Origin of the sequence: Pseudomonas sp. MF6751 (assembly GCF_016613265.1) — a bacterium.
GTDB lineage: Bacteria > Pseudomonadota > Gammaproteobacteria > Pseudomonadales > Pseudomonadaceae > Aquipseudomonas > Aquipseudomonas fluorescens_BV.
Genome location: NZ_JAENSV010000008.1, coordinates 158,790 through 185,730, shown reverse-complemented (window position 1 = coordinate 185,730; position 26,941 = coordinate 158,790). Strand labels below are relative to the sequence as shown.

The window sequence follows — 26,941 nt, the reverse complement described above, 5'->3', positions numbered from 1 at the left end:
AGACATGGAAAGCGTTTTATCAAGCACAGAGGGCGCGAGGCTATAGCACCACACAGGCGTTGGTAATACTGGCCCGCAAGCTTGCTCGGGTGGTGTTCGCTCTGCTGAAAGGGCAAAGCGAATATCAACCAAAAGTTGGTTGAGGGTTGCCCCTCAACCATAGAATCTCCCACATTTGATCTTCGTTGTTCCCATTACATGAGGTAACCCAGCATGTCTTACGATTACCAAGGTACTGCCAGTGTCATCACTGCCTCGCGCCATCTTGGAACACCCTCAGATGAACGCCTTAACGAGTCTAAAAATATCCAAATGACCAGCAGTGGCAAGCCGACCATCGCGCGCTTGGACTTTGACACGCCAATGGATTGGCCCGGCAATCCCAACTTTATCACCGTCAATTTACCCGACGGCTCCTCCGTCAGCGGGGTCATCGCCGAGCTGAACCGCCCGGCCGATGGGCCTGGATGGGTCACCTTCACGGTAGACGATTAGGTCTCGTCCACGCCCTGCGCCCAATCATCGAATTGTCGGACAACTTATTTGAATTATTTTTGACGTCAAATATCTGTAGTTCATGAGTATCAAGGAGGCCTCATGAAACACAACGACCTATTCACTATCGAGTACCAGCTGCACGGCGAGCCCAAGTCTTTCATCGTGCGCGCACCGCGCATGGACAATGCCGAGGCTTGGCATTGGGCCAGTTGTGACGCTGGTGTGGCGGTCATCCCCAAATTTGGGCAACACACGTTCAAGCGTGTGTCCAAACCGATGGCGGAGAAATACGGCATTACCCAGGTGCGCTGGAGTGGCGCGGCACAGATTCAATGGGCGGAGGGCGTCAGAGGATGAACAGTCAGACTCTTGGTTACACAACGACAAACAGGCGGGACGACGAAGTCGCGCGAAATGCCGAGATGTTTTTCGAAGCGGATCGATTGGATGCGTTGGCGTACGAGATCATTGAGTCCTACAGCGGCGATGCGCAGACGTGGGCGCGCTTTACCGAGGCAAAGAAACGTGCGGATGCGCAGCGTACGGTGGCCTATCGAGAGTGGATGCGAATTCATCGTTCCAAGCGGAAATAACGTCAGCCAGCATGCATCGACCTGGCACCCCTCGATCCAAATGTGCGAGCTGGCTTGCCTGCGATAGCGGCCTGACAACCAATCAGGATGTCAGGCCGCGTGTATATCCCCTAGCGTTCACGCCCCTGACTCAGGGTCTGTCGAAGGACCTCCAGGGGCAACACCGCCTTGCTTCTGTGCGTGATGTCCGCCTGCCGGAGCCTGCGATTTATCGTTTCGCTTAGCCGCCGGCGGGCGCACCTTGCGCTCAGAAGGATTCGGTTCGTGGTGCTTCGAGGCTTCGCTCATACCGCCCTCCTCAATCACTGATCAAAGTATCGGCTTGCCACCCGTCACGCCGTAGCGTTCGCCGGAGATGTAGCTGCCTTCATCCGACGCCAGCAGCACATAGATCGGCGCCACTTCCACTGGCTGGCCTGGGCGCCCCAGTGGGGTGTTGCCGCCAAAGTTTTTCACCATGTCCGGCGTCATCGTCGAGACGATCAATGGCGTCCAGATAGGCCCGGGTGCCACGCTGTTGACGCGAATCCCCCGCTCGCCGAGCATCTGCGCCAGGCCGGCGGTAAAGTTGGCAATCGCGCCTTTGGTGGCCGCATAGGGCAACAGGCTGGGGTTGGGCATATCGGAGTTAACCGAGCTGGTGTTGATGATCGAACTGCCCTCGGCCATATGAGGCAGCGCGGCCTTGCAGATGCGAAACATCGCGGTGATGTTGACGTTGAAGGTTTTCACCCAGTCCTCGTCGGGGATGTCTTCCAGCGATTGGTAGGTCATCTGGAACGCTGCGTTGTTGACCAACACATCGATGCGGCCGAACTTCTCCACGGTGTCGTTGACGATGGCCGTGCACTGCGCCGCATTGCCCAGGTCGCCGGGCAATAACAAGCATTGACGACCTGCCGCCTCGACCCAGCGTGCGGTCTCCTTGGCGTCTTCATGTTCATCCAGGTACGACACTGCCACGTCCGCGCCTTCACGTGCGAAGGCAATGGCCACGGCCCGTCCGATGCCGCTGTCGGCACCGGTGACCAAGGCGATTTTATTGGCGAGCCGGCCCGAGCCTTGGTACGACTGCTCACCGCAATCGGGCATCGGGTCCATCTTGCGCTGCTCACCGGGTACGGGCTGTTGCTGGGCGTTGAAGGGTGGTTTTGGATAGCTGTTCATCAGAACGTCTCCTGGGTGGGTTTCTCTTTGCGAGGGTTCGCCAGGAAGCGAAGTTCAGACGGATTTTCAGAAAATCGGATAACCGTGCAACCGCGGTGGCCACTCGTCAGTTTGATTAAACCTTCCGACGGTTGCGCGTCTCAACCGGGTCGTAGTGGTGTATCGAATGACCGGGTGGCCTCAAGGCATTTTTTGTTGGCAGCAGGTTTTCAGCTATATTTCACTGTCGGTTCAGCCCTCGCCCTCGTTGTTCAAGTTCTTCCCTCTACACCCCGTCTTTTTGTGCGCCGTTAACCAAGGTTGGTATTTATGAAGTCTGCCCCCCCGCGGTCCCCCAACGTACCGCAACGCAAAGATCTGACCCCCAGCAACTTGAATTTCCCGGTGGTGGGTATCGGTGCGTCGGCGGGCGGGCTGCAAGCCGTGAAAGCGTTTTTCGAGCACACGCCTAAAGACTGCGGCATGGCCTTCGTAGTGGTCCTTCATCTTTCGCCCGACCATCAAAGCGTGGCAGACAAGATCATCCAGGAAACGACCCGCATGCCGGTGTCGCAGGTCAATGACGCCACGCCCATCGAAAAGAATCACGTGTACGTCATCTCGCCAGCACAGCTCTTGAAGATGAATGATGGCTACCTCGCGGTCTCACCTTCCGTGCGCGAAGGTGGACCGCACATTGCCATCGACCTGTTTTTTCGCGACCTGGCAGACACCCATAAAGAACGCGCGTTTTGCCTGATCCTGTCCGGTACCGGCTCAGATGGCGCGGTGGGGCTGTCGCGCATCAAAGAGCAAGGCGGCATCACCCTGGTACAAGCACCGGAAGACGCCGAGTACGATGGCATGCCGCTGGCGGCCATCGAAACCCAGATGGTCGATCTGGTGCTGCCTGTGGTGGAAATGCCGCAGAAGCTGCTGGAACTGTGGCGCAATGCCCAGTCGATTGTGCTGCCCACCGCCAACGACCCTGAGATCAAGACCACCCCACCCAGCACCGAACGCGATGCCGCCGTGGCCGAGCAGCTGTTGCTGGATATTCTGATCCAGTTGCGCGCCAGTACCGGGCATGACTTCAAGCATTACAAGCGCGCCACGGTGTTACGTCGTATCGAGCGGCGCTTGCAGGTCACGGCCCAACCCGACCTCGCCACCTATTACAACTTCCTCCAGGCCAACCCGGACGAAACCAAGGCGTTGCTGGGCGACATGCTGATTGGCGTGACCAACTTCTTTCGCGACCGCGAGGCCTTCGAAGCGCTTGAGCGAGACGTGATCCCCAACCTGGTGAAGTCACTGGAAGACAGCGTGCCGCACCGTGAGGAAGTGCGTATCTGGTCGGCAGGATGCTCCACCGGCGAAGAGGCCTACAGCCTGGCGATGCTGGTGGCCGAGCAACTGGCGCTGGACGCCAGCGGTGCAAAGATGCAGGTGTTTGCCACTGATATTGATGAGCGGGCCATTACCCATGGCCGCAATGGTGTGTACCCCGAAGCGATCATCACCGACGTACCGCCTCAACGGTTGCGCCAGTACTTTGCCAAGGAGAAGAACCAGCACTACCGGGTGCGCAAGGAAATTCGCGAAAAGGTACTGTTCGCCAAACACAGCCTGCTGGCCGACCCACCGTTCTCGCAGATCGACCTGATCGTGTGCCGCAACCTGTTGATCTACCTGGATCGCGAAGTGCAACGCGACATCCTGCAAATGTTCCATTTCGCGTTGCGTCCCGGTGGCTACCTGTTCCTCGGTTCCTCGGAGTCGGCCGACGGCTGCCTGGACCTGTTCGTACCGGTGGACAAGCGCAACCGCATTTTCAGGGTGCGTGCCGGCTCGTCCGCCGCGCGCCGCGCCCCGACGATGCCGCGAGGCGGCTATCTGCGCCCGAGCGCCACAACGCTGGCGATTGAAACCAAGGCGCCCAGCAAGGTCTCATTCGCGGACATCCATTTGCGCGCCCTGGAAAAAGCCGCGCCGCCGAGCGTTATCGTGAATATGCAGGCCGATATCCTGCACATGAGCGAAGGCGCAGGTCGATTCCTGCGCTACGTGGCCGGCGAGGTGACGCACAACCTGCTGACGCTGGTGCATCCCGATTTACGCCTCGATATCCGCACCACCTTGTTTCAGGTCCAGCAATCAAATAGCCCGGTGTCTTCGCGCAAGATCCGCATCCAACGCGAGCAAGGCCCCTTCCTGGTGGACATCAGCGCCCGCCCCTACCGCGATGAAGCGACCGAAAACGACTACGTGCTGGTGATCTTCCAGGAAACCGCCGTCGACCCGTTGCTGCCCGACATCGACACCGTCAGCCAGGCCGAAAACGCGATCATGAGCAACCTGGAGCGCGAGCTGCAACGCACCAAGCTGCACCTGCAGGACACCATCGAACAGGCGGAAGTCTCCAGCGAGGAACTCAAGGCCTCTAACGAAGAAATGCAGGCCGTCAACGAAGAACTGCGCTCGGCCACCGAGGAGTTGGAAACCAGCAAGGAAGAGTTGCAGTCGATCAACGAAGAATTGCTGACCGTCAATTTCGAGCTCAAGACCAAGGTGGAAGAGACGGACAAGGTCAACGACTACCTGACCAACCTGATCGCGTCCACCGACATCGCCACGGTCTTCGTCGACCGCAACATGCGCATTCGCTGGTTCACGCCACGGGCCACGGATATTTTCAGTATGTTGCCGGTAGACACCGGGCGCTCGTTGCTGGACATCACCCACCGCCTCAATTATCCGCAAATGACCGAAGACGCCGCCAACGTGTTTGAGTCGTTGAGCATGATCGAGCGGGAAATCAGCAGCAACCACGACCGCTGGTACATCGCGCGGTTGCTGCCTTACCGCTCCAGTGAAGATCACATTGATGGCACCGTGCTGACCTTCATTGATATCACCAAGCGGCGCCAGGCCGAAGAGGAACTGCGCCTGGGTGAGGAGCGCATGCGCCTGGTTGCCGAGAGCACCCATGACTTTGCCATCATCATCCTCGATGACCATGGCGCCATCACCGACTGGAACACCGGTGCCGAATTGATCTTTGGCTACACCAAGGACGAGGTGCTGGGTGCTTATTACGACCTGATTTTCTCCCCGGAAGACCGCTCCGCTGGCGTGCCGGAGTGCGAACTGCGCACCGCCCGCGAACATGGGCGTGGCGAAGATGAACGCTGGCATGTGCGCAAGGACGGCAGCCGCTTCTATTGCAGTGGCGAGGTCACGCAGCTCAAGAGCGATAGCTTGCGCGGCTACGTCAAGATTGCCCGCGACCTTACCGGCCACAAACGGACCCAGGACGAACAGAATCAGCGCCTGAAGGAAACCCAGACCAACAGCCATCTCAAGGATGAGTTCTTCGCGGTGATGTCCCACGAACTCAAGCATCCGTTGAACCTGATCCAGCTGAACGCCGAACTGTTGCGGCGCTTGCCCGCCACCAAGGTTGCGGGCCCGGCCATCAAGGCGGTCAATACCATCTGCGAGGCGGTGTCCAGCCAGGCGCGGATCATTGACGACCTGCTGGATGTCGCACGGGTTCGCACGGGCAAACTGAAGCTGAAAAAGCAACCGATCGACCTGATTCGCACCCTCAAGGACATTCACAGCGTGGTGCTTGCCGACGGCCACCGTCGCCAGGTCAGCCTTCAGACACCTTCGGTGCCGGGCCGTTTGATCGTTGACGTGGACCCCACGCGTATCGAGCAAGTGATCTGGAACCTGGTCAACAATGCCCTGAAATTCACTCCCGAGGACGGCCAGGTGCAATTGGTGGTCAGCCGCTCGGACGGGCGTGCGCAACTGGACGTCATCGATAGCGGCGCGGGCCTGGCCCAAGACAGCCTGGAAGAAATCTTCGACCTGTTCGGGCAAGCGGAAAACCAGCACCAGACCCACCAACGCGAAGGTCTGGGAATTGGTTTGTCGTTGGTGCGGCAATTGGTGGAGGCCCACGGCGGTTCGGTGAGCGTGCATTCGCGAGGGCTGGGCTTTGGTTGCACCTTTTCGATCTGGCTGCCGCTATGCGAACAGCAGGATCATCTGCTGGATAGCGGCGCTACCCAGAACGAAGATCAGCGCCTCAATGGCCTCAAGGTTTTATTGGTCGATGATTCAGCCGAAGTCCTTGAGGTGCTGAACATGCTGCTGGAAATGGAAGGCGCCCAAGTGAGCGCCTTCAACGACCCTTTAAGCGCACTTGAAACAGCCCGGGATGCCCAGTACGACGTGATTATTTCGGACATCGGCATGCCTAAAATGAATGGCCATGAGCTGATGCAGAAGCTGCGCAAATTAGGCCACCTTCGACAGGCTCCGGCTATTGCATTAACCGGCTACGGCGCTGGCAATGACCAGAAAAAGGCCACTGAATCAGGCTTTAATGCGCATGTCAGCAAACCCGTGGGCCATGACTCGTTGATCTCCTTGATCGAAAAACTGTGCCGCTCACGCCGTTAGGGTTGGGGTTGACGGTCAAGGGTAGATGAACTGAGAAAAGCGCACGGACGCCCCTGTTGGTCGCGACACCTGGGTATCCACACTGCCCACCGTGTCGCTGCGCAAGGTCAGGTACAGCACTGCCTGGCCGGCGCTGTCGCTCAGCATCCAGACGCTTACACCCTCCCCGGCCGCCCTGGCCTTGAGCGGCTGCGGCTGGAGCATCTCGATATTGAAACCGCGCAGCAGCTCACCGCTCAACTCGACCTCCAGGGGTTCTTGGGCCTTGCCTTGCACATGAATCACCAGCCCATCGGAGGCGCCATTGCGCAAAAAGCGTTGGTACTCCACGCGCAACTGCCCATCGGCACTGCGCACCTCGCGGGTACTCAGCGGCCCGCTGGAAAACAGGCCCGCCAGGCTCAAACCCATCAGCACCAGCAGCGCGTACCAACCCACCCTTTCAAAGCGCCAGACCTTGCGCTGCAAGGCCATATCTTCCGGTACCGGATAGTTGCGGCTCTGTAAGTCGTCGGGGTCTGGGTTGTTCATAGCGCGGCCCGGACTCAGCCTTTGCTGTGCTCGGGAGAAGACGGCCCTTTGGTGACACCCCGTGGGCCGGCAATCGCCCATATCGCGGCGCCCAGGAACGGCAGTACCACGACGACCGCACTCCAGCCTGCCTTGCTGGCCGAGGCGTTATCGCTGCGCCAGATGCTGTTGATGATCCACGCGTCGAGCAGTACGAGGATCACTGCCAGGCCTATCCAGAAGTAAGTGGTTTGCATGATGCACCTCCAGGTTATGTAACTTTTGGTGCGCAGGCGCAGGCAGGGTTCATTATTTTTGGGCTTTCTGCCTGGCGCTTGGTTTGCCGCCATCATGCGGGCAACTTCGCCGATCCATTCAGGAACGAACCTCTTTAAACGAGACAAGCTGAAACGTATCAGCTTTGGCAAAAGCACGAAATATGCACGAATGCATTTTTAACCTTGACCCATCGAGGCGAGTCCTCTAAATTCAAATAACTGTATATGAATACAGTATCTTGAAACCCTTCATGGACGAGGCTTACTATGAAAAGCACCCCTTCGAAATTTGGCAAAACACCCCATCAACCCAGCCTGTGGACCCGCGCCGATGCGCTCAAAGTCCATGCGGACGACCCCACCACCACCCAGCCGCTGGTCAGTGCGAACTTCCCGGTATTGAGTGACGAGGTTTTTATCTGGGACACCATGCCGCTGCGTGATATCGACGGCAACATCACCTCCGTTGACGGCTGGTCGGTGATCTTCACCCTCACTGCGGATCGCCACCCAAACGACCCGCAATACCTCGATCAGAATGGCAACTACGACGTTATCCGCGACTGGAGCGATCGCCATGGCCGGGCAAAGATGTACTACTGGTTCTCCCGCACCGGCAAAGACTGGAAACTCGGCGGCCGAGTAATGGCTGAAGGGGTTTCGCCCACCGTGCGCGAATGGGCTGGCACACCGATCCTGCTGAACGAACAAGGCGAAGTGGACCTGTACTACACCGCCGTCACGCCCGGCGCGACCATCGTCAAGGTGCGTGGCCGCGTGGTGACCACCGAGCATGGCGTCAGCCTGGTGGGCTTCGAGAAGGTCAAGCCGCTGTTCGAGGCGGACGGCAAGATGTACCAGACCGAAGCGCAAAACGCCTTCTGGGGCTTTCGCGATCCATGGCCATTCCGCGACCCGAAAGACGGCAAGCTGTACATGCTGTTCGAAGGCAACGTGGCCGGCGAGCGCGGTTCGCACAAGGTCGGTAAAGCCGAAGTCGGCGACGTGCCGCCAGGCTATGAAGACGTCGGCAACTCGCGCTTTCAGACCGCCTGCGTCGGGATCGCCGTGGCCCGCGACGAAGACGGCGACGACTGGGAAATGCTGCCACCGCTGCTGACCGCGGTCGGCGTCAACGACCAGACCGAACGCCCGCACTTCGTGTTCCAGGACGGCAAGTACTACCTGTTCACCATCAGCCACACCTTCACCTACGCCGACGGTGTAACCGGCCCGGACGGCGTGTACGGCTTCGTCGCCGATTCGCTGTTCGGCCCGTATGTGCCGTTGAACGGCTCTGGCCTGGTACTGGGCAACCCGTCCTCCCAACCGTTCCAGACCTACTCGCACTGCGTCATGCCCAACGGCCTGGTGACCTCCTTCATCGACAGCGTACCGACCGACGACACCGGCACGCAGATCCGTATCGGCGGCACCGAGGCACCGACGGTGGGCATCAAGATCAAAGGGCAGCAAACGTTCGTGGTCGCCGAGTATGACTACGGCTACATCCCGCCGATGCTCGACGTTACGCTCAAGTAAACGGAGGCTGTAAGGCAACGGGTTTGAATTCGATGACAAACCCGTAGTGGATAGCATCGAGATATCCCGTCTGATGCAACTTACCCCACCTCACTGGCTACAAGGATGTAGCCAGTGAGGTGGGGTGTGCGCCGCACCTGTGGCGAGGGAGCTTGCTCCCGTAGCGGTTCGACAGCAGACTCTGATCTCACTGACACGCCGCGATCCAAATGTTGGGAGTACAGGTAGATACGCCTAGGCTGACAGGCCGTCACGGGAGCAAGCTCCCTCGCCACAGGTTCAGCGTCACATCACCGTTGCTTGGAGATTCAGGAAATATAAATCCCCGCCCCATTCAACTGGGTCATATTCACGCCAACCAACGTCACAGAATTGTCCCCGAAGGACAGCAGCGCGTTGTCCTCGAACATCGAGACATGGGAGCGATAATCGTATTGCTGTCCCAAGTCAGGAATACCCATGAACACCAGCTTATCGCTGGCCTGGTACCCCTCGACCCGGTCATTACCAAAGAGGCCGTTGAACAGGAAGGTATTGCTGCCACCGCCCGACACCATCAGGTCATTGCCCGCCCCGCCAACGGCGTGACCCACAATAAGCCAGGTCAGCGCCTGGCGGGTGATGTGTCCACGGCCTTTGCGCTGCTGCTCAAGGCCACCCAGGACGTGCGTCCGCAAGCCGCCACCAGCATCGTATTGACCTGCACGATTTCCATCACCAGCCATTGGCTGAGCAAACGCCTGCCGGACATCACCTCTTGTGTCGGCGGCGCAGTTGCGCGGAGGATCGACCCGAGTTCCGAAGTGCGCAACCTCGACCATGGCGATGCTGATCTGGCGATTCGCTACAGCCCTCGCAAGCATGCACTGAGCCATTCGGCGCTGTTGCAGCACTTCATCAACGGTTTGCTGCGCGCCGCAGGGCAGCCGCCGGCATCATCCGTCAGGTGTTTTTTTTCAGTTGCGCGAGGTAACGCTCCACTTCCCCCGATAACCAATGGGAGAACTCGCGTTGTTTATCTTCCGAACTTTCCCTGGGTGGCCACACCAGCCAATAGGGGTACGCGTACGGTGCACTGACGTCACACAGCTGGATCAGTTCGCCCCGCTCGATAGCGTCATGCACCAGGCTGCGCCGCTCCAGCGCGATGCCTTGCCCCAGGCGAACGGCTTCCAGCACCAGGTTGGAGTCATTGCTGCATAAACCCTTGCGCTCGCTGCCCATCTCGACACCTGCAGCCTCGCACCAGGGCAACCAGGACTCAGTGTTGTAGATGATGGTGCTGTCGACCACCTCCTGCGGTGTCTGCGGCAGGCGCCCGCCATTGAAATGAGGGGCGGCAACCACAACGACTTCATCATGAAACAACAGCTTTTGCTCGACGCCCTCCCAATCCCCCTTGCCCATGCGGATGCCGATATCCACTGACTCCTGATGCAGATTGGAGATGGTCAAGCTGGCTTGCAGACGAATGCCGATATCAGGGTAAAGCTGCTGAAAACCCGGTAGTCGCGGTAACAGCCAGGACCGGCCGAACGACGGCAGAACCGCTACCACCAACTCCCCCATCTTGGGCTGTGCCTGGATCAATCGGGTGGCCTCGGCGATGTCGCCCAGCGCTTTGCGGATCTGCAACGCATACAGGCGCCCATCCTCGCTGACTCGCAAGCCGCGCCCTTCGCGCACGAATAGCGTCAACCCCACAATTTCCTCCAGCACCTTGATCTGCTGGCTGATAGCAGAATGCGTGACGTGCAACTCCTTGGCAGCCAGGGTGACGCTCCCCAATCTGGAAGTGGCTTCGAAACTGCGCAGGCAGGTCAATGGAGGAAATGCACTCATGTAAGCTCAGCTAACCTGTTCTGGTAAAAATTATCGATATTTTGAGGGCTATACCAACGTTAAAGTAACCTCAAATTAACAATTCCTGCCAGCCACGGGCGTCTTTCCGTTCCACCGTCACCTCGAGAACAGCGGAGCGTCTTCGATGAAAACCACCCTCATGGAACCAAGCCTCCGGACCACCCGCCTCAACCAGGCCCCGCAGGTATTACTGACGAAAATGGACCAGGGGCGCCATGCCCTGAAATGGCTGGTGACCAAGGATCAACTACTCTCCTTCTGGCTGGAGCAGCAGGCCTATGTGATCGCGCTGAAGGGCCGCCATTGGATGACGTCCCAAGGCATTGATGTCTGCCTGGAACAAGGGACTTTCACCTGCCTTGCGCCGGGCCTGATCCTGCTGGAAGGCGAAGGGGAAATTGCGCTGTACCTGGCCGACTACGAGGCCACCCCCCGCGCCTGGGGGTTGCTGCTCAACCTGTACAAGTACCTCAAGCATCCCCACTGCACGTTGAAAATTACCCTGACGTAAATGGAGGTTTCATGAAACTGGTCGGCATGCTGGACTCGCCTTACGTGCGCCGCGTAGCAATTTCCCTGGATCTTTACGGCGTCGACTTTGAGCATCAGCCACTTTCGGTATTCAGCACCTACGAACAATTTGCCAGCATCAACCCGGTGGTAAAAGCGCCCAGCCTGGTGCTGGACGATTCAACCGTACTGATGGACTCAAGCCTGATTCTCGATTACTTCGAAGCGTCGGCCCCGATTGATAGAAAGCTGTTGCCACAACAAGCCAGCGCGCGCGCCCAAGACCTGCAGTTGATTGGCCTCGCCCTTGCTGCCTGTGAGAAAACCGTACAGATCGTGTACGAACATAACCTGCGCCCCGCAGAAAAACTCCACGAGCCCTGGCTCGACCGAGTAACCGGCCAGTTGCTGGCCGCCTACTCAGCCTTGGAAAAACGCCTGGCCCATGCGCCGGATGACGGCTTGACCCAAGGTGCCATCAGCGCAGCAGTGGCCTGGTCGTTCAGCCAGTTCACAGTGGCCTCAGTGGTTAACGCCGAGGCCTTCCCGCACCTGCAGCGCCATGCTGGGAGGCTCGAGGAACACCCGGCCTTCAAGCGATACCCCATCGCATAAGCCCCCTGCAACGTACCGCGAGCCGGCACCTGCAGGCTCTTTGCGCTGCGCTTACATGAACGGCCTCTATGTACACCGTCTTTTCCTCACCCACCGCCAATGGCTATAAAATCCTGCTGATGCTGGGAGCCCTGGCGGTCAGTTATGACATTTGCCACATCCATCTCGCCGGCGATGAACAACACCTTCCCGCGTATCTGCAGGTGAAGCCGCACGCCAAAATCTCGGTGCTGCTGGACAACGACAACCAGCAAGTGGTGGTGGAGTCTGCCGCGGTGCTTCTATACCTGGCGGAGAAACACGTACGTTTTGGCGGCACATCGCCCGTCCAACGCTGGCAAGTGATGCAGTGGCTGATCTGGCAAGTCAGCACATTGATCGCAAAGCCCCGCGCCGCAATCGGTAGCAGCGTCGCAGAGCCCGATAACCGCTTGGGTTGTAGCCGATTTCCGTCAGCCCCAGCACGGCCCACCGTAGCTTGCGTCTCGATTTCCTCCAGGTGATTGTTGAGCTCTTTACGCGCTTCTAGACTCCGCCGCCGTGGGGCAAGTCCCTTTCCCCTCATGATTCCCACAGGCGGCACGGCGCAGATTTTTTTGCCGCCGCCACTCGCAAGGAGAATTTCCTGGGCGGCGCTGAACTGAACTCAAAGCCACGACAGCCAAGGGCCGTGTGGTCAACTGCTCGACGGTCAATAACCCGAATTACTGCATCCTTTCCATCACCATGGATCAGGACAGGAAGGTTGTCGGATTTGAGGCCGATGCAGGCGAACCGCTGCTGCCCAGTGGTTGCCAGTCAGTCAAATTTGGGCCGCCTTAGCCCTCTAGGTTGATGCTGGCGAACAAAAAGCGAAGCCTACCAACGTCATTTTCACCAATAAAGGATCGTTTTCGACAATGAAACCCGTCATCGTCGCCATCGCCCTACCGCTCTTTGCAGGCTGCGTCACGCCGAAATATTGGGAAGCTACCGGCGGCAACCCGTCCGATGGGCTGGTCCAACTCTCCTACGTACATACGCCATTCGAGCTCGGCCAAATCCGGGAATCCCAAGGTTTGGCGATCGCCACGGGGCGCTGCCAGTTTTGGGACTACGCACGCGCAGAACGCGAAGGTGCGGAGAAATCCGTGTGCCGAACGAGGGGGCAATTTCATTGCCTGGAAACCACCGTGACTCAGGATTATCGGTGCCAAATGTGACATCCACCCAAAGCGCAACGAGGCGGTTTGAAAAACCGAATCAAAGGTGCAATGCGGGCGTGGACTCGCGAACGCCATGGACAGAAGGGACCCGGACACGCAGCGCAATCAGAAACGCAGCCAGCAGCATCAGCATCGCTGCCGCTATGAATACGCCCGCGCTGCCACCGAGGCTGAACACTGCTCCGCCAGCGGCGGCGCCCGTGGCGATGGCGGACTGCACAGATGCCACCACCATGCCCCCGGCGCTTTCCGCCTGATCAGGTACCGCGCTGGCGACCCAGTTCGACCACGCCACCGGCACACCGCCGAAGGCCAAGCCCCATATTGCCAGCAGTACTGCCTGCACCGGCAACGAGGGTGGCAACAGCACCAACGCCAGTGCTGCAACCCCGACCAGCGCAGGCATTAACACCAGAGTGGCCAGCGGGTGGTGCTCCAGCAGCCTGCCAGCCAACAGCGTGCCGAAGAAGTTCGCCACACCGAACCCCAGCAACATCAGCGACAGCCCTTGCGGGCCGATGCCGGTAGTGCCTTCCAGGAATGGCCGAACATAGGTGAACATCGCAAAGTGACCGCTATGCACCAGCACACAACCGAACATCCCCATGGCGATGCCCGGGCGCTGCAACACCTCGAAAACGGTGCGCAGACGTGCCGGCCGGCGCGGCGCGAGGCGCGGTAAAGTCAATGACTGAAAAGCCAGGGTCACCATGCCTACCGCCGCTGCTGCAAAGAACGCACTGCGCCAGCCGTATAGCCCACCCAGATAGCTGCCCAGCGGCACGGCAACAACCGTCCCGATAGCAATCCCGCTGAAAATGATCGAAAGCGCCCGAGGCAACAAAGCACTCGGCACCAAGCGCATCGCCACGGCCGCAGCCATGCTCCAGAACCCGCCTAGGGCGATCCCCAGCAAGATGCGCATCAACAACAGCACCGCGAAGCTGGAGGAAACGGCGACCAGAAGATTGGAGGCAACCATCAGCGTTGAAAACCCCAGCAACACCCAACGTCGGTCGATACCGCGGGTCAGGCCTGGCACCAACAAACCGGCAAACAACGCTACCACTGCTGTCACCGTTACCGCCTGGCCAGCCAGTGCTTCGGACACTCCCAGATCAGTCGCCATCAGTGTTAACAAACTGGCCGGAAGGTACTCAGCGGTCAGTAATCCGAACACCCCCATTGCCAGCGAGAAGACCGCCATCCACGCGGGGGCCGCAGGCTCTGCCTCCGAGAAGGCGCCGGGATGGCGGTTGGATACGGCATTGCATATACAGTCAGTCATTGCATGGATCTCCAGTCTTCATTTCAAGCCGCAGTCTAGGCGCCGGAAATTGGATGATCTATGATCAAAAACCTCTACTTTTTGACCAAAACACCTGAATAATGTCTGCAGATCAGTTTGCTCTTTCCTCGGATCTCATCAACGAACTGTTGCGCGGTATGCGCCTGCGTGGCGTCGAATACCGGCGTATACAAACGAGTCCGACGTTCGGTTTGGGCTTCGCTGAAAAACCTGGGCATGCCTGGTTCCATTTCATGGCGGTCGGCAATGCGGTACTGCGAATGGAGGACGGCACCACCTACGCGCTGTCTGCCGGCAACGCCGTGTTCATCTCCCATGGCGCCGCCCATCAACTGTCTTCCCATGCGGACGCACCTGTTCAGGACATCGACGGTCTAGACAGCGTCCCCCTCGGTGACACCGTGAGCGCGGTGCACACCGCAACCGATGCCAGCCCAACGCCGAGCACTATTTTGTTCAGTGGTTGCATGGAGTTTGAACTGGGCAGTATCCATGGCCTTGGCAAACTGATGCCGGGCCTGATGTTGATTGATGCCGGCGGCCAGCGCTACCCTGGACTGGTGCCTATCCTGACCACCATGGAACGCGAGGTCAGCGCCGCACGTGTGGGCTTCGCCGGTATCCTCGCGCGGTTGGCCGACGTGGTGGCCGCCATGGTCGTTCGCGGCTGGGTGGAGTGCGCTTGCGGTAATGCCTCTGGCCTGGTCGCCGCCTTGCGCGATCCACGCTTGGCCGGTGCGCTGCTAGCGCTCCATCAACAACCGGGCCGCGACTGGACCGTTGCCCAGTTGGCAGAGCAATGCAATACCTCACGCTCAGCCTTCGCGGATCGCTTCCAGGTGACGATTGGCATGACGCCGCTGCGCTATGTCACTGAACTGCGAATGCGGCTCGCAAGCCAGTGGCTGACCCTCGAAAGGCTGCCGATCGAAGAGGTAGCACAGCGATTGGGCTATACATCCCAGGCCGCTTTCAGCCGCGCATTCAAACGCATTACGGGCAAGACACCGGGATTAAGTCGCAAGGTGAGGCAGCCCGTTGTTACTTGACGCTGAGCGCATGTAGTCGAGGATCTGTGCCTCTGAATCATTTAACGCCCGTTACGTCGAGTAATGGGTCACGGCAGTGCAACAACGGCTAAAGGACTGTCAAGTATGACAGTAGACGCCTGCGACGACTCATCTGAGAATGAACGCCACGCGGCAAGAATTCCAGCCTCTGATCCTGGGCCTGCACGTTTGCCGCCAGCACTCGATGAGGGGCTCAGTCATGGAGATCACTGAATGCCGCGCCGCAGACAACGTCATCTTGACACTAAAGCAGCCGATGAACGCGCGACGCACACGCCTGCTGTGCGGGTATCTGCGCCAGATCAATCCGCCGGCCGAGTATTTGATCCTGGTCGAGGAATGGACGGCGCAAGCCCATTACGTGCAGTTCAACCAGATTACAAGGTGCGCGCGCATGACCAAAAAATTACGGCCACGCCTTGCCTGAGCATCCGCTCATGAACATGCGTTCACGTAGCATCAGCGTAACGCTAGCGATCGGCTTGTTCACCGCCATGGGGGTGGTGTAGGCAGAGCGCGGCCTCATTGAGCCGTCGCAGATACAAGAACTTTTATTGTATGGAGCAATCCTGCCCCCTTTACGAGCGCAGCGCCTCACCAATTTCTTCAATAGCAAAACCAACGTCATGCCCCGCACGAATCAACTCCGCAAACCGCAGCATCACTGAAGAGCCGACATCGTGGGACAGCGCCAAGGTCATCAGTTCGCGTATCGGTTCATCAAGCGCTGCTTCGACGCTGGGAGAACACGCCTGCCCTGTGAGCCAGGCAACAAGGGACGAGACCCTATGGCCAGGGGTATCTTCATCAACACCCAAAATCTCGCCTAACACCATTCCCAGTGTGCCTGCAGGATGTTGTTCCGGGCGGCTCCAAGTCTTGAGTTCAATTGACTCTCGCTGCACCTTTTCCAAGTTCCGCCGAACCTTTCCAGGAATGGTCGCCGCCGCTTTGGGGCGATTGTAGTACTCGCGGTTAGCTAAACTTGCGGCATCCCTGACAACCTTCCAGGCCACCGACCACAGCTGTGAAACACTGTAGGTATGCAAAGCTGCGCGCATAGTACTTTTAATTTCTGCCAGCTCTTGTTCCGACAGATCATGGTTATAGAGTTCGCACTGAGCGTCCAGATAGCGCATGACATCAGCGACTGCGTAATCAAGCCACAGGTTGAACAGCCCGTCAGCATCGGTATACACCCTATCCGACAGGTTACGAATGACCTCGTCCGCACGCCTTGATGCGACATCTGGCGCCAAACGATAGACAACCTGGTCCCTCAACACCCAAATCTCATCGCCCTCCCAATAGTAGGTGCCCGGGCTTGCTTTACTGGGGTCATCAAGGACGAGCCCAGCCTCACGCAATTGCAGCATGAAGTCATCGACATATCGAGGCGCCAGCCCTCGACAATCACCCGGTCTGAAGCCGCCACTGGTCAACCTCGGGGTAACAGCCCTGTCCAACGCCAGCAGAAGCACCACCTGATTATCCGGGACCGCTGAGTAGTTCACCGTACGAGTTAACTGCTTGCGTACGTATTCGGCCAACTGCCGTTCAAGCTCTGCGGCTTTGGTCTTTTTAGCCTCAAGCGCAATGGCGTCATGGTCGTTCTGACAAAGCGTACAAAGCTTCGTGGACCGTTGAGGGACCTTTTTGGCCTCTGAGCGATTTTTGATTTCGATCAATTCCGCACACTTGGGGCAGACCTGATTATCATCGAATGCATTGCAACGTTGCCGTACGAAGCTGGCGAGTGTAACGCCTGGAGCCATTTCAATAACGTCCGTCAGAGCGCTCACTTTTTCAAGGTACTGCCCTGACTCATCGACAGCCCAGTACCGCTCGATCAACTCAATTTCTTTAGGGTCTTCGGTCAACATTTGCAGCTTGATTGCCATCTAAGCAGTCCTGTTTCGCGTGTGATTATTTCGCACCCAGTCATCGCTGACTTATGGGCGTTCATAGGTGAGAGCTGTTGCGGCGAGCTTCTCGACCTTGTTCGGTTTTTTCTTTATTTGACGTTCTTCCAACAGAGTTCTGGGCAATACAAACCCTTCAAAACTGCGCTGTGTAATCGGGTTATTAGCCTTCTCCGCTCCAATCCGATAACGCATCAACCCATCGGCGACTGAAAAGGTCAGGTCCACACTGGTGTCGGTACGGCCATTTAGGTGCCCGCGACTCAGCAGCCGGAACAACGACCACGGCCCGCGATAGCTCATGCTGGCGGTGTTGCCGGTGCTATGCACCAGAGTCAGTTGGCTGCCATTGGTGTTGCCCAGGCTGTTGGGCCACACCAACCCCGTGCGTTGCGGCGCGCCATGCTGGTAGGGGATCAGTTGGCCGTCGACGCTGAGCATGCTGCTCAGGCGGGTGGCGCTAAGGGCCAGAGGTTCGATGGTGAGTTGCACGGCCAGATGGCCGCGGTGGTTGAAGAAGGTGTCGCGGATGCGCTCGGCCTTTTTCAGTTGCTCCAGCACGTCGCTGCGTACCAGGTAGCCGCCGAGGCTGTCGGAGTACAGGGCGTCGAGGTTGTCCTTGAGGAACACGTTCAGGTATTGATCGTGGAATTGCTGCAGGCGCCCTTGTGGGCCGAAGAAGGCTTCGAAGTCTTCCAGCGAGGCGTCCTCGCCGCTGGCCTTGAACGGGTAGCGGCCTGCCAGGCGGCCGCGGTAGAAGCTGTAGATTTCGCTGTCCCAGCGTTTTTCCAGTTCGCGCAGGGCGGCGATTACCAGAACCTGTGAGGTCTGGTCGGCGATTTTTTTGACGTGCTGGTTCAGCGGTTCGGGCAGGCCCACGGCGACGCGTTGCAGGTTGGCGATGGGGTCGGCGCCGCCCAGGGAGAAGCGGTTGAGTACGGTTTTCAGCGCCGCCTTGCCGGGATCGGGGTTGTCGTGCACGGTTTTGGCATAGTCGTAGACGGCACTGACCGAACGCAGGGTTTCTTCGTAGTAAGACGGCTGCTCGCCTCGTGCTGTGATCAGCTCTGAAAGACTGGAGAATGCGCGCCGAATCCCTGCTGCCTGTTGTTGCCCCTCTGGCATCTTGTCCAGCTTGAGCGGCGTTTGCCCTTCAGCCAGGGGCACGGCCGGGTAGATCACGCTGTTGTCACGCAGGGCTTCCAACAGCCGTCGTAGCGGTGCGGCCGGGCCAGTGACTTGTTCCAGTACCGCCACGCCGTGGCTGAGGTCGTCGAAGTCGGTGACCGCGAACTGATTCAGAGCGCGTCGCCAGCTGTCCACGTAGTCGGCGCTGTACAGGGCGCGAATGCGTTGGGTCAGCACTTTGCCGTCTTCGTCGGAGTAGTCAAGGCGTTGGCGCTCGCCGAGCACCCACTGGTCGATCATCGCCAGTTCGATGATGCCCTCGGTGCCGGGCTCGAAGTAGTCCTTGAAGCCCTTGGCGGTGAGCAGCGGCGGTAACTGCAGGCCGCTGCCCTCTTGATCGGTGTTCAGTGGGCGATAGACGATATCGAACGCCGGGCCGACCTCATTGCGCAGGTCCAGGGGGCGATGTAAACGCTCCAGGGCGTCCTGTTTCAGGCTCATGTAGACCCGTTCGGCCATGGGCAACTGGCGCAATTGCTGCTGCACCTGGGCAATGCGCTCCCGGTAGTGCGGCAGATCGGCGTCGGCGTATTTCAGCGCGTAGCCCAGGTGCCCCATCAGATCGGCCTGCAACTGGCCCTGGCCTGGATAGGCGCGCTGCCACTGCTTGGCGACCCATTCTTCGACGATGGCCGGGCGGCGGTTTTGGCGTTCTTCGAGCATGCGGTAGACGCGCAGGGCCGCCAGCTGCTGATTGCTGCCGGCGGGCGCGGTGTTGATTGCATCCAATACACCACTGGCAATCGCCGGCAGGAAGCGTTTGGACAGCAGATTCAGGTACGCCTCATCCACGGTAGGGCCAATCGCCCTCCCCTGGTACAACCCCATATCCGACAGCAACGGCCAGGCTTGGCGATAGTCACCGTAGACCAGAACCGCATCACGGATCTGGTCCAGGGGCAGCAACAGGTTGCGCCCGGTGGGGTCGACCTTGGCGTCGATGTCCCGCTCACTGAACTCCTGGCTCTTGGCCAATACGTTGGCCGCCTTGTCGCGGTTGATATTGAAATAAAACTGCCAGGTGCCGATGACCACCAGACAGCCCAAGGAGGCGACGCTGAACCCGGCGATCAGTAACCGCCGCTTGCTGCGGGCCACCTTGATGTTGTCGCCCGCCAGCCCCGCCTCGGGGTAAATCACCCGCTGGAACAGTTGCTGGGCAAAGTAGATCGCCGTGCCACCAGCTGGTTTGACTTCGGGTGGCGGTGGCGGCAGTTGATAGGCTTGTCCCGCTTCTTTGACGAAGGCGTTGCTCAGGGTGCCCTGCTGCAGCACCGAGGAGAAATACAGCCCGCGCACCAACGCCGGTGTGGTGAAGCGATCACTGCCGAGCATTTCACTGAGGAAGCCGAACAGGGCCGGACGCAAGCCCGCCATCTGATGCATCAGCGCCTGCAAGCGATCACACTCATCCAATGTGCGCGACTCCCTGGCGCTATTGAAAACCTGCTCGGTCAGGCAGTCGACAAAGGTTTCGTATTCGCGCGTCAGCTCCGCCAGCCAGGCATCGAAATCATCCACCGCATCCAGGCTGAAAGTGAAGCCCAGCAGGTCTTCGCGCCCGCTGCGCGACAATCGGGCGAAGAACTCTTCGAAGCCTTCCAGCAGGTCGAACTTGCTCAGCGTGATGTACACCGGCAAGCGCGTGCCCAACTGTCGTGTCAGCTCAAACAACCGGGTGCGCAGCAGGTTGGCGTGGGCCTTGCGTTGTTCGGGACGTTGCGCCAACAAGGCCTGTACATCAATTACCAGCACCACGCCGTTCAATGCCCGACGGCTGCGGTTACGCGTCAGCCAGTCGAGCAGGTGCGACCAAAGGCGCGCATGAGTGCCGGTGGGCAACACCGGCTTGACCTTGCCCTGCTGCTCGACGTTTTCAGCCGGTGAATCCGGGTGGCTGAGAAACTCACCCGGTGGGTCAATCAACACCGCCTCGTCCCCGATCCACCAATCCACCGGGTAGGCCAGTTGCTCTTCCTGAGCCCTGACCCCAGCCTTGGTCACATGAGACAACGAAAAGCTCTGGTTGGAGCGCGTGATCAGACTGGTCTTGCCGGCATTCTCCTCACCGAGCACCAGGTACCACGGCAGTTGATACAGTGAACGGCGGCGCTCCATGTTGTTGAGCAAATTGCCCAGGCTGCGGTCCAGCGCCCGCTCTTGAGCTTCGATATAAGGCAAGCATGGGTCGGCCTGCACGGCAGCCTCGTGCTGGCGCTCAACCTGCAAACGCTGATAACGCTCGCGCACGCGCCACGCCCAGATCAGCAGCGGCACCACGATCACCACCACACTGGCCGAGACCCGCATCGCCCACTCGGCCAACGGTTGGCGCTCACGCCACGTCCACTGCGGGCCCAGCCACCAGATGGCGACCAGCAAGAACACCACGCCCAGCAGCACCAACACCGGCCATGCCTGGTTGAATTGGCGCAGCACCGGCAGGCCCCAGCGTTTGAGGTAACTCCAGACTGTTTTCATGAATCGCTCCTAGCGCTTTTTTAGAGTTCGTTGCTTACACACGGTGAACGCATCCCTTTTGCTCCCGCTAATCCACGCCCAGGCGAGCATGTTGCGGGTCAATTCGTGCACAGTTTGTTTCTCCTGTTCGCTGGGCGGATTCAGGTTGAAGGCGGCCAAAAGAAAGCCGGTGGGCGCTATTCATTGATCGCTATCCCCTGGTAATGACCTACGTTTTTCCAAGCTGGCAATGAACTCATCGAGGATGCGCTTGCTTTCGGCAGCTTCTTCGGCACTAGGCCCGCGAATGTTGGCCCACGGGTCCGGCTTGGGCGCGACCGAGCCGTAGCGGATGCGTACGGATTTGAGGATTGCGTCCCACACGGCCATGGCTTCGTAGTCGGTGAGCGAGGGGTTGACGGGTTCTGGTGAGGCGGGTTGTTGCCAGAGAGGCAGTTCGTAGCCTTTGCTGGCAAATTCGGGCAGGGTCCAGCGAACCAAATCCTCTAGTTCGTCGGGGCCGATCGGTTCGGCTTTCATACCTCCAGCCGACATGCGGAAGTTCATGCTCGGGCGACTTAGCGATGGATTCTCACGATAGTTTTCAGCCCCGAAGAGGAGTTGACGATGAGTATCGTCGCTGAAGCCAATCAGGGATTCTTCCGCCGACATTCCCGCAAGAGTGATCTTCTTCGTGCGCAGACTTTCATAATCACCTGCGAGGAAAACCCGTGCGCCTTCCTCGGTCCGGGTCTTTATGCTCTTTGTTTGACTAGGCGATAAAGCATTGATGTAAATTTCCAGCGAAATATCAGAGGCAGGCGGACTGAACTCAAAGCTTGCGATCTCCTGATCGTGGTGACTTCGGATCACAATCGGCCCCAGGGCAAAGCCTGCACCGGCTTTCTCAGGTGCAATTTTGAATATCTCCTTGGACAGCTTTGACAGGCGCGCTTCAACCGGTGCGGTGTTTCCTTTAAAGGAGTCAGCCCGAAGCATGACGTAAGCGTCATCGACCAGCAGGTGGAGTTCGTGGACGAAGGTCTGGCGCTGGGTTTTACGCATGTAGTACTGCAACATGGCACTTTGCGGTGTATCAACCCTGGCCGAAACCAACATCGGTATATCGTTCATCTCATCATTCTTGACCGCCGCGATTCTACTGGCTCGCTCACGTATAGCTGCGTCAAAACGTTCCCGCGTCACGCCCTCTCCCAGCACACGTACTTCAATAGACGCATGATCGGCGCCCAGCCCGTAGTAGAGCTTCACGTCGCCGCCACCACTCCAATTGGCCGGCAAGTCAATCAAACCTCGGCCCAAGGCCCAGGTGCGCATGTTGCTTGTCATCTCGCTCACGTTACGTTTCTCCTTCTCGCTAGGCTGTTTGAGCGCAGAACATGCAGTAAGAGAGCCCAGCACCAGGCAGACAAAAACAATGATCAACCGGCGCATAGAGGCCTCTTGGCTTTCGCCGCAATTTTGATAATCGAATAGAGAGTGAATTGCTGCGTTAACGGGTTGGCATAGGACGCCTCATGATCGAACCCAGGCGCCTTGATTTGCTGGCGAACGCCACCGTTGCGCGCGTGTTTTATCGGTGCGCTGCCCGAACTGACCGGCACAGTGCCGTCGCCGGAGCCGTCCTGCATCTTGCAATGCAGTTCCCAATAACTGGTCTTCACGGTTTTGACGGGCGCATCGGGATCACCACGCATGGGTGGTATGGGTTGCTCGTGGCCGCCGACATACACAGGGCTGCGGCCATCATCTCTGACCTGATGCATCTCGAGATTGGAAACTGTGAAGCTATCGGGGTATGAGCCATGAGGACCATTGAGGCGAGACCCGCGCTCCATTTGCCAAGTGATGGATTCGAAGCTGGGGTACTTAGCTTCGCTGCCGTAATAGACGTAAGTTTGAGGGTGATAAGAGCCTGAAATTTTCTGATGAAGCTCTTTCGCTTCCAATATGTTTTCCGCAAATGTTTCCCATGTAATCGGATCACCATCCTTAGGTGCCAACCACTCTTCACGCAGTAATCCCCACCAACGGTCGCGGCGCAGATAGATCTCTTCGTAAGGGTCTTTTACAGGCTGGCGCGGCATCGCCGAAACACCGTGGTTGTCGATCAACCTCAGCCAGCCAGGGGCATAATCTTGTGTCGGCAGCAATTGCAAAGCGCCAGGCGCCTGCGCAAAAACGGCGGTCACTTCCTGGCCGGTCGGACCAATCACTGCTCCGGCAATCGGATCTTCATCGCTCATACCGACCTTGCAACGGCGATAAGCGACCGGAGCCCCAGTGGCGGGCATTACCCCATGCACGACGCCGGCAATCTTGGCACTCATGCCGGGCAGCTGCGCACATCGTCGAGCCACCAATCCGCCCATGGAGTGGGTGACCAGAATGACTTGTTGGCAGTTTCGACCGTATTGGTGCATCAATTCGTCTATGCGTTCGGCCAGGCGCTGTGCAGCGATTTTGTTGGAGTCCAGCCAGTTATACCCACACGCATGCACCGGCATTCGATAGTCACCGCGCGCTAACAACTCATCCGAGATAATCGACGGCAATTGACTCGCCAGGTTGGCCCCCAATCCCGGCATAGCAATGGGAATTTCGGGTTTTAGCCGGGTGATATGAGTCGGCCCAGGCTCGACAGCGACGGTATGCAGGTGCTCAGGCCGAACGTCGAATTGCGGCCATTGGTGAGGCAGGAACTGGCTATTCAGGGTTTCTTCCAGCCAAAGAAGAAATGCGTGATAGCTGGTTTCGCTGACTTCGCCCCAACCGCGCTCTCTGTAACGTTTGGTCAAGACCAAGGCGGCCTTTTTCTTGTCCAATTCTGGCTGGGTAATAACCGTGCCTACGGCGAGCTTAGGCACTGCCCCGTCTCTATCAACCTCCGCACGAAGTGGATGCAGGATTTTCTGACGTTCACCTGCTGTTTTGAAAATCCAATTTTTCGCGAGCCACATATTCTTACCCATGAACCCCGCATCCAACCGCCAGACGGGACCCACCTTCTTCTTTTCCTTTCCTTTCTCCGGTTTGCTCTTCAAATTCGACCCCATAATCCCCGGCACAAAAATCACCGGCAGCACGCCATCCGGCGGCAATATGCAGTGCACCGGGTCGGTGATATGGCTGGGCGTGAGGGTCCACGTATGCACGGGGTTGCCCCGCGCGTTGTAGTGCATGGGGGCGACACGGGGCGTCGTCGGGCTATTGGTCATGTGGGGTCTCCGTTTTCTAGCCATTCCAATGTCAACCCTTCCAGCGTCATGCCCTGTTGCAGGGTGACGTAGCCTTCGCCATCGGTGCGGCCTTCGAAGCGTGCGCCGTCTTTGCGAACCAAGGCGTAGACACGGTTGCGCATGGGTTGACCGTTGAAAAAGGGTTGAAAGCGTTCGTTGAACGAGGTGCTGGGCCAGCTGTTGAGTTGCGTCGCGGCATGGCTGGGGTCAATGAATTGTTTGTTCGCTGCCTTCACAATGAAATCGCCGGGCATGCCCAGCTCGATATTGCCGCCCTGCATCTTGATGTAGGCCCCACCGCACAGCAGGGTGATGTGTTTGTCCGCCGCCACCAGCACGTGTTGCTGGCTGGCGCTGATTTCCACGCTTTGATCTGCTCGCACCTGGATGCTGTTGTGCTGGGCTTGCAGCAACAGTTGACCGTTCTGGGCGATATGGCGCATGTCACCGCCCTGGGCGAACAGGCCCAGCTCGTCACCCGCGTTAATCACCACTTTTTTACCGGCGGTCAGTTGCAGGTTTTGTTGCGCGACGCTGTCGATGTGTTCGCCTGCGCCTATGGCAATGCTGCGGGATGTGGCGGCAGCAATACCCGCGGGCCCGCTCAGGGCGATGATGGGCTGCGCGCCAGTGCCCGTGCCGTTGGGCTGGTCATTGGCGCCCTGCCCCAGGGTGTTGACGGCCTCGGTGAGCGCCTGTTGCGGTTGCCAATCCTGGGCAATGCCTTTGGCAACCTCAGCCGAACTCCCTAACTGCTTGGCCAACGCCAGGGCGGTTTGCAGCACCTCAATGGCTTGCTGGCGCTCCAGGTGGCCCGCAGCAGCCTTCAGTTGCGCTTCAGCAGTCAGCAATAAACCTTTTGCTGCGCGCAATGCGCCATGCCCATCCGTACGTAACTCAAACCCCTCCCCCCTGGGTTTGCCGCCACCATAATGGCGAGGATGAGTGAGGTAACCCAGATGCAGCGCGCTATGCTCGTGATCACTCATCAACGCCGCGCTGATTTGCGCCGTGGTGTCGTCAATGCGCAACTCATTGGCGCGGGTCCCCTTGAATTCGCGACTTTTGGTTGTCGCTACGGCGTTGAGCTTAGGTAGCTCATACGGCGGCAAATTGGTCTCGCGGTAGATACGGCCTGTGGCGATGGGCTGGTCAGGATCACCGTCCAAATAGCTGATCACCAGCTCCTGACCTACACGTGGAATGGCCATGGCGCCCCAGGTCGCGCCAGCCCAGCCTTGCGTGACGCGGATCCAGCACGAGCTGTGGTCGTTGTTTTTGTCCGAACGATCCCACGGGAACTGCACCTTGACCCGGCCCCATTCGTCGCAATAGATCTCTTCCCCTGGCGGCCCAACCACCGTGGCAATCTGCGGGCCGTCGATGCAGGGTTTGTCGCGCAGCGGGGCTTTCCAATCCGAGGTCCAGCGGATGGCGCTGGCGGTCATTTCATAAGAAGTGCCGTGGTCGCTACCGAACGCCTCTTCCTGCAAGCTGGTGTGCTGTTTGCCTTCGTGGGTGATGGCGATGGTGCGCCAGCGGTCGTTGAAGTCTTCGCGGGGATGCTCGTTGAAGTCGAACGCCAGCCCCGGTTGCAGGCGTGCATCGTCACCGGCCAGGTGCGCCAGTTTGGCGTCATTGCGCAGGGCGGTGAGTCGAGTCTTGGTGAAGGGTTTGCCGGCGATGTCGCGTTTGTAGCGTCCGGGGTAGTCGTAGCGCTCGTAGTCCTTGTGCTGGTTTTTCAGGTCCTGGTCGCCGGTGGCGGTGTGCTGTTGGTCGTAGCGCGGGTGGGTAAAGGTGTAGTCGCGCTGCACTTGGCGTGCGGTGCGTACTTGTTCGGTGTAGTGGAAACGGGTCAAGGCCGGTTCCGTGGCATCGCCGCCGGCCATGGGTTGGTAGATCACGGGGCAATGTTTGTGGGTGCCGATGGTGCCCAGGCCGCCGACGCGGTCGGTGAGGACGAGGGTGTGGCCGTCGTCGCGGTGTTCGAAGGTGTAGAGCAGGCCTTCTTCGGCGGCGAGGCGGGCGATGAAATCGAGGTCGGTTTCGCCGGCCTGTACGCAGTATTCGCGGGGTTGGTGATCGAAGCAGATTTCGCTGCGGATGTCGGTCAGTCGGTGCTCGGCAAGCACGTTGGTGATGATGTCGGGCACAGTCTGGCCTTGGAAGATGCGCCAGTTGGAGCGCAGGTCGAAACGCGCCAGGGTCGGTTCGATGACGGCGGTGTAGCGGGTACGACGAAAGCCGGTGTCGCCCTGGGCGAACAGGCTCACCAGGCCGTGTACGTAGCGCACTGGGGTTTCGCCGCGCCAGATCGTGAACAGCCCCGCCAGGTCGAGCACGTTATTGAAGTCGATGGCCGCGTTGTGGCTGGCCAGTTGCAGTTCCAGTTTGAACGGCTGGGACAGGCCCTCTTCAAGCCTGAATGAAACCACTTCGAAGGCATCGCCTTTCAAGGGCTCGAAGGTGAATCGCAGGTCGCTTTGGCGGGGCACG

General features: G+C 58.8%; 22 protein-coding genes and 1 pseudogene. 12 read left to right on the top strand and 11 right to left on the bottom strand.

Annotated elements, in window-relative coordinates:
- From JJD66_RS28005 to JJD66_RS10255, 4 genes and pseudogenes are all read left to right on the top strand, one after another.
- Positions 1–143: pseudogene (locus JJD66_RS28005) on the top strand (IS110 family transposase); the annotation flags it as partial.
- Between the two features lie 70 nt (positions 144–213).
- On the top strand, positions 214–495 hold the full coding sequence (locus tag JJD66_RS10265; protein ID WP_198715074.1) for a hypothetical protein: 282 nt from the start codon (positions 214–216) through the stop codon (positions 493–495).
- A gap of 102 nt (positions 496–597) precedes the next feature.
- Positions 598–855: a DUF6555 family protein gene (locus JJD66_RS10260; RefSeq protein ID WP_072448500.1), complete on the top strand. Its 258-nt coding sequence runs from the start codon at positions 598–600 to the stop codon at positions 853–855.
- Positions 852–1,091 carry a hypothetical protein gene (locus tag JJD66_RS10255; RefSeq protein WP_032892362.1) on the top strand — a complete coding sequence of 80 codons (240 nt, stop codon included), beginning with the start codon at positions 852–854 and terminating at the stop codon, positions 1,089–1,091. Before JJD66_RS10260 ends, JJD66_RS10255 begins: the two co-directional genes overlap by 4 nt.
- A gap of 309 nt (positions 1,092–1,400) precedes the next feature.
- On the opposite strand, the gene JJD66_RS10250 is transcribed toward JJD66_RS10255, so the two are convergent.
- Complete coding sequence (locus JJD66_RS10250) at positions 1,401–2,258, bottom strand: SDR family oxidoreductase (protein WP_161907384.1); 858 nt, start codon at positions 2,256–2,258, stop codon at positions 1,401–1,403.
- A gap of 309 nt (positions 2,259–2,567) precedes the next feature.
- On the opposite strand from JJD66_RS10250, the gene JJD66_RS10245 reads away from it, so the two are divergent.
- A complete protein-coding gene (locus tag JJD66_RS10245) occupies positions 2,568–6,713 on the top strand; it encodes a CheR family methyltransferase (RefSeq protein ID WP_200648083.1) in 4,146 nt (1,381 codons plus the stop codon).
- A gap of 15 nt (positions 6,714–6,728) precedes the next feature.
- Here the strand turns inward: JJD66_RS10245 and JJD66_RS10240 are convergent, their stop codons facing one another.
- Both JJD66_RS10240 and JJD66_RS10235 read right to left on the bottom strand, forming a co-directional pair.
- Positions 6,729–7,244, bottom strand: coding sequence for a hypothetical protein (locus JJD66_RS10240; RefSeq protein WP_105226467.1), 516 nt, complete (start codon positions 7,242–7,244; stop codon positions 6,729–6,731).
- A 14-nt stretch (positions 7,245–7,258) separates the two neighbouring features.
- Positions 7,259–7,480 carry a PLDc N-terminal domain-containing protein gene (locus tag JJD66_RS10235; protein ID WP_003190416.1) on the bottom strand — a complete coding sequence of 74 codons (222 nt, stop codon included), beginning with the start codon at positions 7,478–7,480 and terminating at the stop codon, positions 7,259–7,261.
- A 288-nt stretch (positions 7,481–7,768) separates the two neighbouring features.
- Between JJD66_RS10235 and JJD66_RS10230 the strand changes: the two genes are divergently transcribed.
- Positions 7,769–9,043: a glycoside hydrolase family 68 protein gene (locus JJD66_RS10230; protein WP_200648082.1), complete on the top strand. Its 1,275-nt coding sequence runs from the start codon at positions 7,769–7,771 to the stop codon at positions 9,041–9,043.
- Between the two features lie 308 nt (positions 9,044–9,351).
- Here the strand turns inward: JJD66_RS10230 and JJD66_RS28000 are convergent, their stop codons facing one another.
- Positions 9,352–9,906, bottom strand: a complete 555-nt coding sequence (locus tag JJD66_RS28000) for a hypothetical protein (RefSeq protein ID WP_233098220.1) — start codon at positions 9,904–9,906, stop codon at positions 9,352–9,354.
- A gap of 79 nt (positions 9,907–9,985) precedes the next feature.
- Positions 9,986–10,885, bottom strand: a complete 900-nt coding sequence (locus JJD66_RS10220; protein ID WP_200648081.1) for a LysR substrate-binding domain-containing protein — start codon at positions 10,883–10,885, stop codon at positions 9,986–9,988.
- 145 nt (positions 10,886–11,030) lie between these two features.
- Between JJD66_RS10220 and JJD66_RS10215 the strand changes: the two genes are divergently transcribed.
- The 4 genes from JJD66_RS10215 (at position 11,031) to yecR (ending at position 13,233) form a co-directional block, all read left to right on the top strand.
- Positions 11,031–11,417: a hypothetical protein gene (locus JJD66_RS10215; RefSeq protein WP_200648080.1), complete on the top strand. Its 387-nt coding sequence runs from the start codon at positions 11,031–11,033 to the stop codon at positions 11,415–11,417.
- Positions 11,418–11,428: 11 nt separating this feature from the next.
- On the top strand, positions 11,429–12,031 hold the full coding sequence (locus JJD66_RS10210) for a glutathione S-transferase (RefSeq protein ID WP_200648079.1): 603 nt from the start codon (positions 11,429–11,431) through the stop codon (positions 12,029–12,031).
- A 68-nt stretch (positions 12,032–12,099) separates the two neighbouring features.
- Entirely contained in the window at positions 12,100–12,534 is a 435-nt protein-coding gene (locus tag JJD66_RS10205) for a glutathione S-transferase family protein (RefSeq protein WP_198715070.1), read from the top strand.
- 396 nt (positions 12,535–12,930) lie between these two features.
- On the top strand, positions 12,931–13,233 hold the full coding sequence (gene yecR, locus JJD66_RS10200; protein ID WP_198715069.1) for a YecR family lipoprotein: 303 nt from the start codon (positions 12,931–12,933) through the stop codon (positions 13,231–13,233).
- Positions 13,234–13,273: 40 nt separating this feature from the next.
- Here the strand turns inward: yecR and JJD66_RS10195 are convergent, their stop codons facing one another.
- A complete protein-coding gene (locus JJD66_RS10195; protein ID WP_198715068.1) occupies positions 13,274–14,524 on the bottom strand; it encodes an MFS transporter in 1,251 nt (416 codons plus the stop codon).
- Positions 14,525–14,625: 101 nt separating this feature from the next.
- Between JJD66_RS10195 and JJD66_RS10190 the strand changes: the two genes are divergently transcribed.
- Positions 14,626–15,594 (top strand): AraC family transcriptional regulator, encoded by a 969-nt coding sequence (locus JJD66_RS10190; protein ID WP_200648078.1) that lies wholly within the window; start codon positions 14,626–14,628, stop codon positions 15,592–15,594.
- A gap of 220 nt (positions 15,595–15,814) precedes the next feature.
- Positions 15,815–16,042 (top strand): hypothetical protein, encoded by a 228-nt coding sequence (locus JJD66_RS10185; protein WP_054895720.1) that lies wholly within the window; start codon positions 15,815–15,817, stop codon positions 16,040–16,042.
- Between the two features lie 151 nt (positions 16,043–16,193).
- Here JJD66_RS10185 and JJD66_RS10180 read toward each other — a convergent pair whose 3' ends face one another.
- The 5 genes from JJD66_RS10180 to JJD66_RS10160 all read right to left on the bottom strand — a co-directional run bounded on the left by JJD66_RS10180 (position 16,194) and on the right by JJD66_RS10160 (position 26,940).
- On the bottom strand, positions 16,194–17,516 hold the full coding sequence (locus tag JJD66_RS10180; RefSeq protein WP_200648077.1) for a hypothetical protein: 1,323 nt from the start codon (positions 17,514–17,516) through the stop codon (positions 16,194–16,196).
- A gap of 51 nt (positions 17,517–17,567) precedes the next feature.
- Positions 17,568–21,206 (bottom strand): type VI secretion system membrane subunit TssM, encoded by a 3,639-nt coding sequence (gene tssM, locus JJD66_RS10175; RefSeq protein WP_200648076.1) that lies wholly within the window; start codon positions 21,204–21,206, stop codon positions 17,568–17,570.
- 180 nt (positions 21,207–21,386) lie between these two features.
- The gene (locus JJD66_RS10170) at positions 21,387–22,640 is read right to left on the bottom strand and encodes a T6SS immunity protein Tli4 family protein (RefSeq protein WP_200648075.1); all 1,254 of its coding nucleotides are present in this window, start codon (positions 22,638–22,640) and stop codon (positions 21,387–21,389) included.
- Positions 22,628–24,424: an esterase/lipase family protein gene (locus JJD66_RS10165; protein ID WP_200648074.1), complete on the bottom strand. Its 1,797-nt coding sequence runs from the start codon at positions 24,422–24,424 to the stop codon at positions 22,628–22,630. The genes JJD66_RS10170 and JJD66_RS10165 overlap by 13 nt, the downstream gene beginning before the upstream one ends.
- Complete coding sequence (locus JJD66_RS10160) at positions 24,421–26,940, bottom strand: type VI secretion system Vgr family protein (protein ID WP_200648073.1); 2,520 nt, start codon at positions 26,938–26,940, stop codon at positions 24,421–24,423. The genes JJD66_RS10165 and JJD66_RS10160 overlap by 4 nt, the downstream gene beginning before the upstream one ends.
- Position 26,941: the final 1 nt, after the last annotated feature.

Excerpts from the sequence above, each read along its gene's own strand:
- JJD66_RS10205 (WP_198715070.1), top strand. The coding sequence starts at position 12,100 with ATGTACACCGTCTTTTCCTCACCCACCGCCAATGGCTATAAAATCCTG.
- JJD66_RS10235 (WP_003190416.1), bottom strand. The coding sequence starts at position 7,480 with ATGCAAACCACTTACTTCTGGATAGGCCTGGCAGTGATCCTCGTACTG.
- JJD66_RS10210 (WP_200648079.1), top strand. The coding sequence starts at position 11,429 with ATGAAACTGGTCGGCATGCTGGACTCGCCTTACGTGCGCCGCGTAGCA.
- JJD66_RS10255 (WP_032892362.1), top strand. The coding sequence starts at position 852 with ATGAACAGTCAGACTCTTGGTTACACAACGACAAACAGGCGGGACGAC.
- JJD66_RS10170 (WP_200648075.1), bottom strand. The coding sequence starts at position 22,640 with ATGCGCCGGTTGATCATTGTTTTTGTCTGCCTGGTGCTGGGCTCTCTT.
- JJD66_RS10190 (WP_200648078.1), top strand. The coding sequence starts at position 14,626 with ATGTCTGCAGATCAGTTTGCTCTTTCCTCGGATCTCATCAACGAACTG.
- JJD66_RS10265 (WP_198715074.1), top strand. The coding sequence starts at position 214 with ATGTCTTACGATTACCAAGGTACTGCCAGTGTCATCACTGCCTCGCGC.
- yecR (WP_198715069.1), top strand. The coding sequence starts at position 12,931 with ATGAAACCCGTCATCGTCGCCATCGCCCTACCGCTCTTTGCAGGCTGC.
- JJD66_RS10245 (WP_200648083.1), top strand. The coding sequence starts at position 2,568 with ATGAAGTCTGCCCCCCCGCGGTCCCCCAACGTACCGCAACGCAAAGAT.
- JJD66_RS10240 (WP_105226467.1), bottom strand. The coding sequence starts at position 7,244 with ATGAACAACCCAGACCCCGACGACTTACAGAGCCGCAACTATCCGGTA.
- JJD66_RS10250 (WP_161907384.1), bottom strand. The coding sequence starts at position 2,258 with ATGAACAGCTATCCAAAACCACCCTTCAACGCCCAGCAACAGCCCGTA.
- JJD66_RS10165 (WP_200648074.1), bottom strand. The coding sequence starts at position 24,424 with ATGACCAATAGCCCGACGACGCCCCGTGTCGCCCCCATGCACTACAAC.
- JJD66_RS28000 (WP_233098220.1), bottom strand. The coding sequence starts at position 9,906 with ATGCTTGCGAGGGCTGTAGCGAATCGCCAGATCAGCATCGCCATGGTC.
- JJD66_RS10260 (WP_072448500.1), top strand. The coding sequence starts at position 598 with ATGAAACACAACGACCTATTCACTATCGAGTACCAGCTGCACGGCGAG.
- JJD66_RS10180 (WP_200648077.1), bottom strand. The coding sequence starts at position 17,516 with ATGGCAATCAAGCTGCAAATGTTGACCGAAGACCCTAAAGAAATTGAG.
- JJD66_RS10215 (WP_200648080.1), top strand. The coding sequence starts at position 11,031 with ATGAAAACCACCCTCATGGAACCAAGCCTCCGGACCACCCGCCTCAAC.
- JJD66_RS10185 (WP_054895720.1), top strand. The coding sequence starts at position 15,815 with ATGGAGATCACTGAATGCCGCGCCGCAGACAACGTCATCTTGACACTA.
- JJD66_RS10195 (WP_198715068.1), bottom strand. The coding sequence starts at position 14,524 with ATGACTGACTGTATATGCAATGCCGTATCCAACCGCCATCCCGGCGCC.
- JJD66_RS10230 (WP_200648082.1), top strand. The coding sequence starts at position 7,769 with ATGAAAAGCACCCCTTCGAAATTTGGCAAAACACCCCATCAACCCAGC.
- JJD66_RS10220 (WP_200648081.1), bottom strand. The coding sequence starts at position 10,885 with ATGAGTGCATTTCCTCCATTGACCTGCCTGCGCAGTTTCGAAGCCACT.
- tssM (WP_200648076.1), bottom strand. The coding sequence starts at position 21,206 with ATGAAAACAGTCTGGAGTTACCTCAAACGCTGGGGCCTGCCGGTGCTG.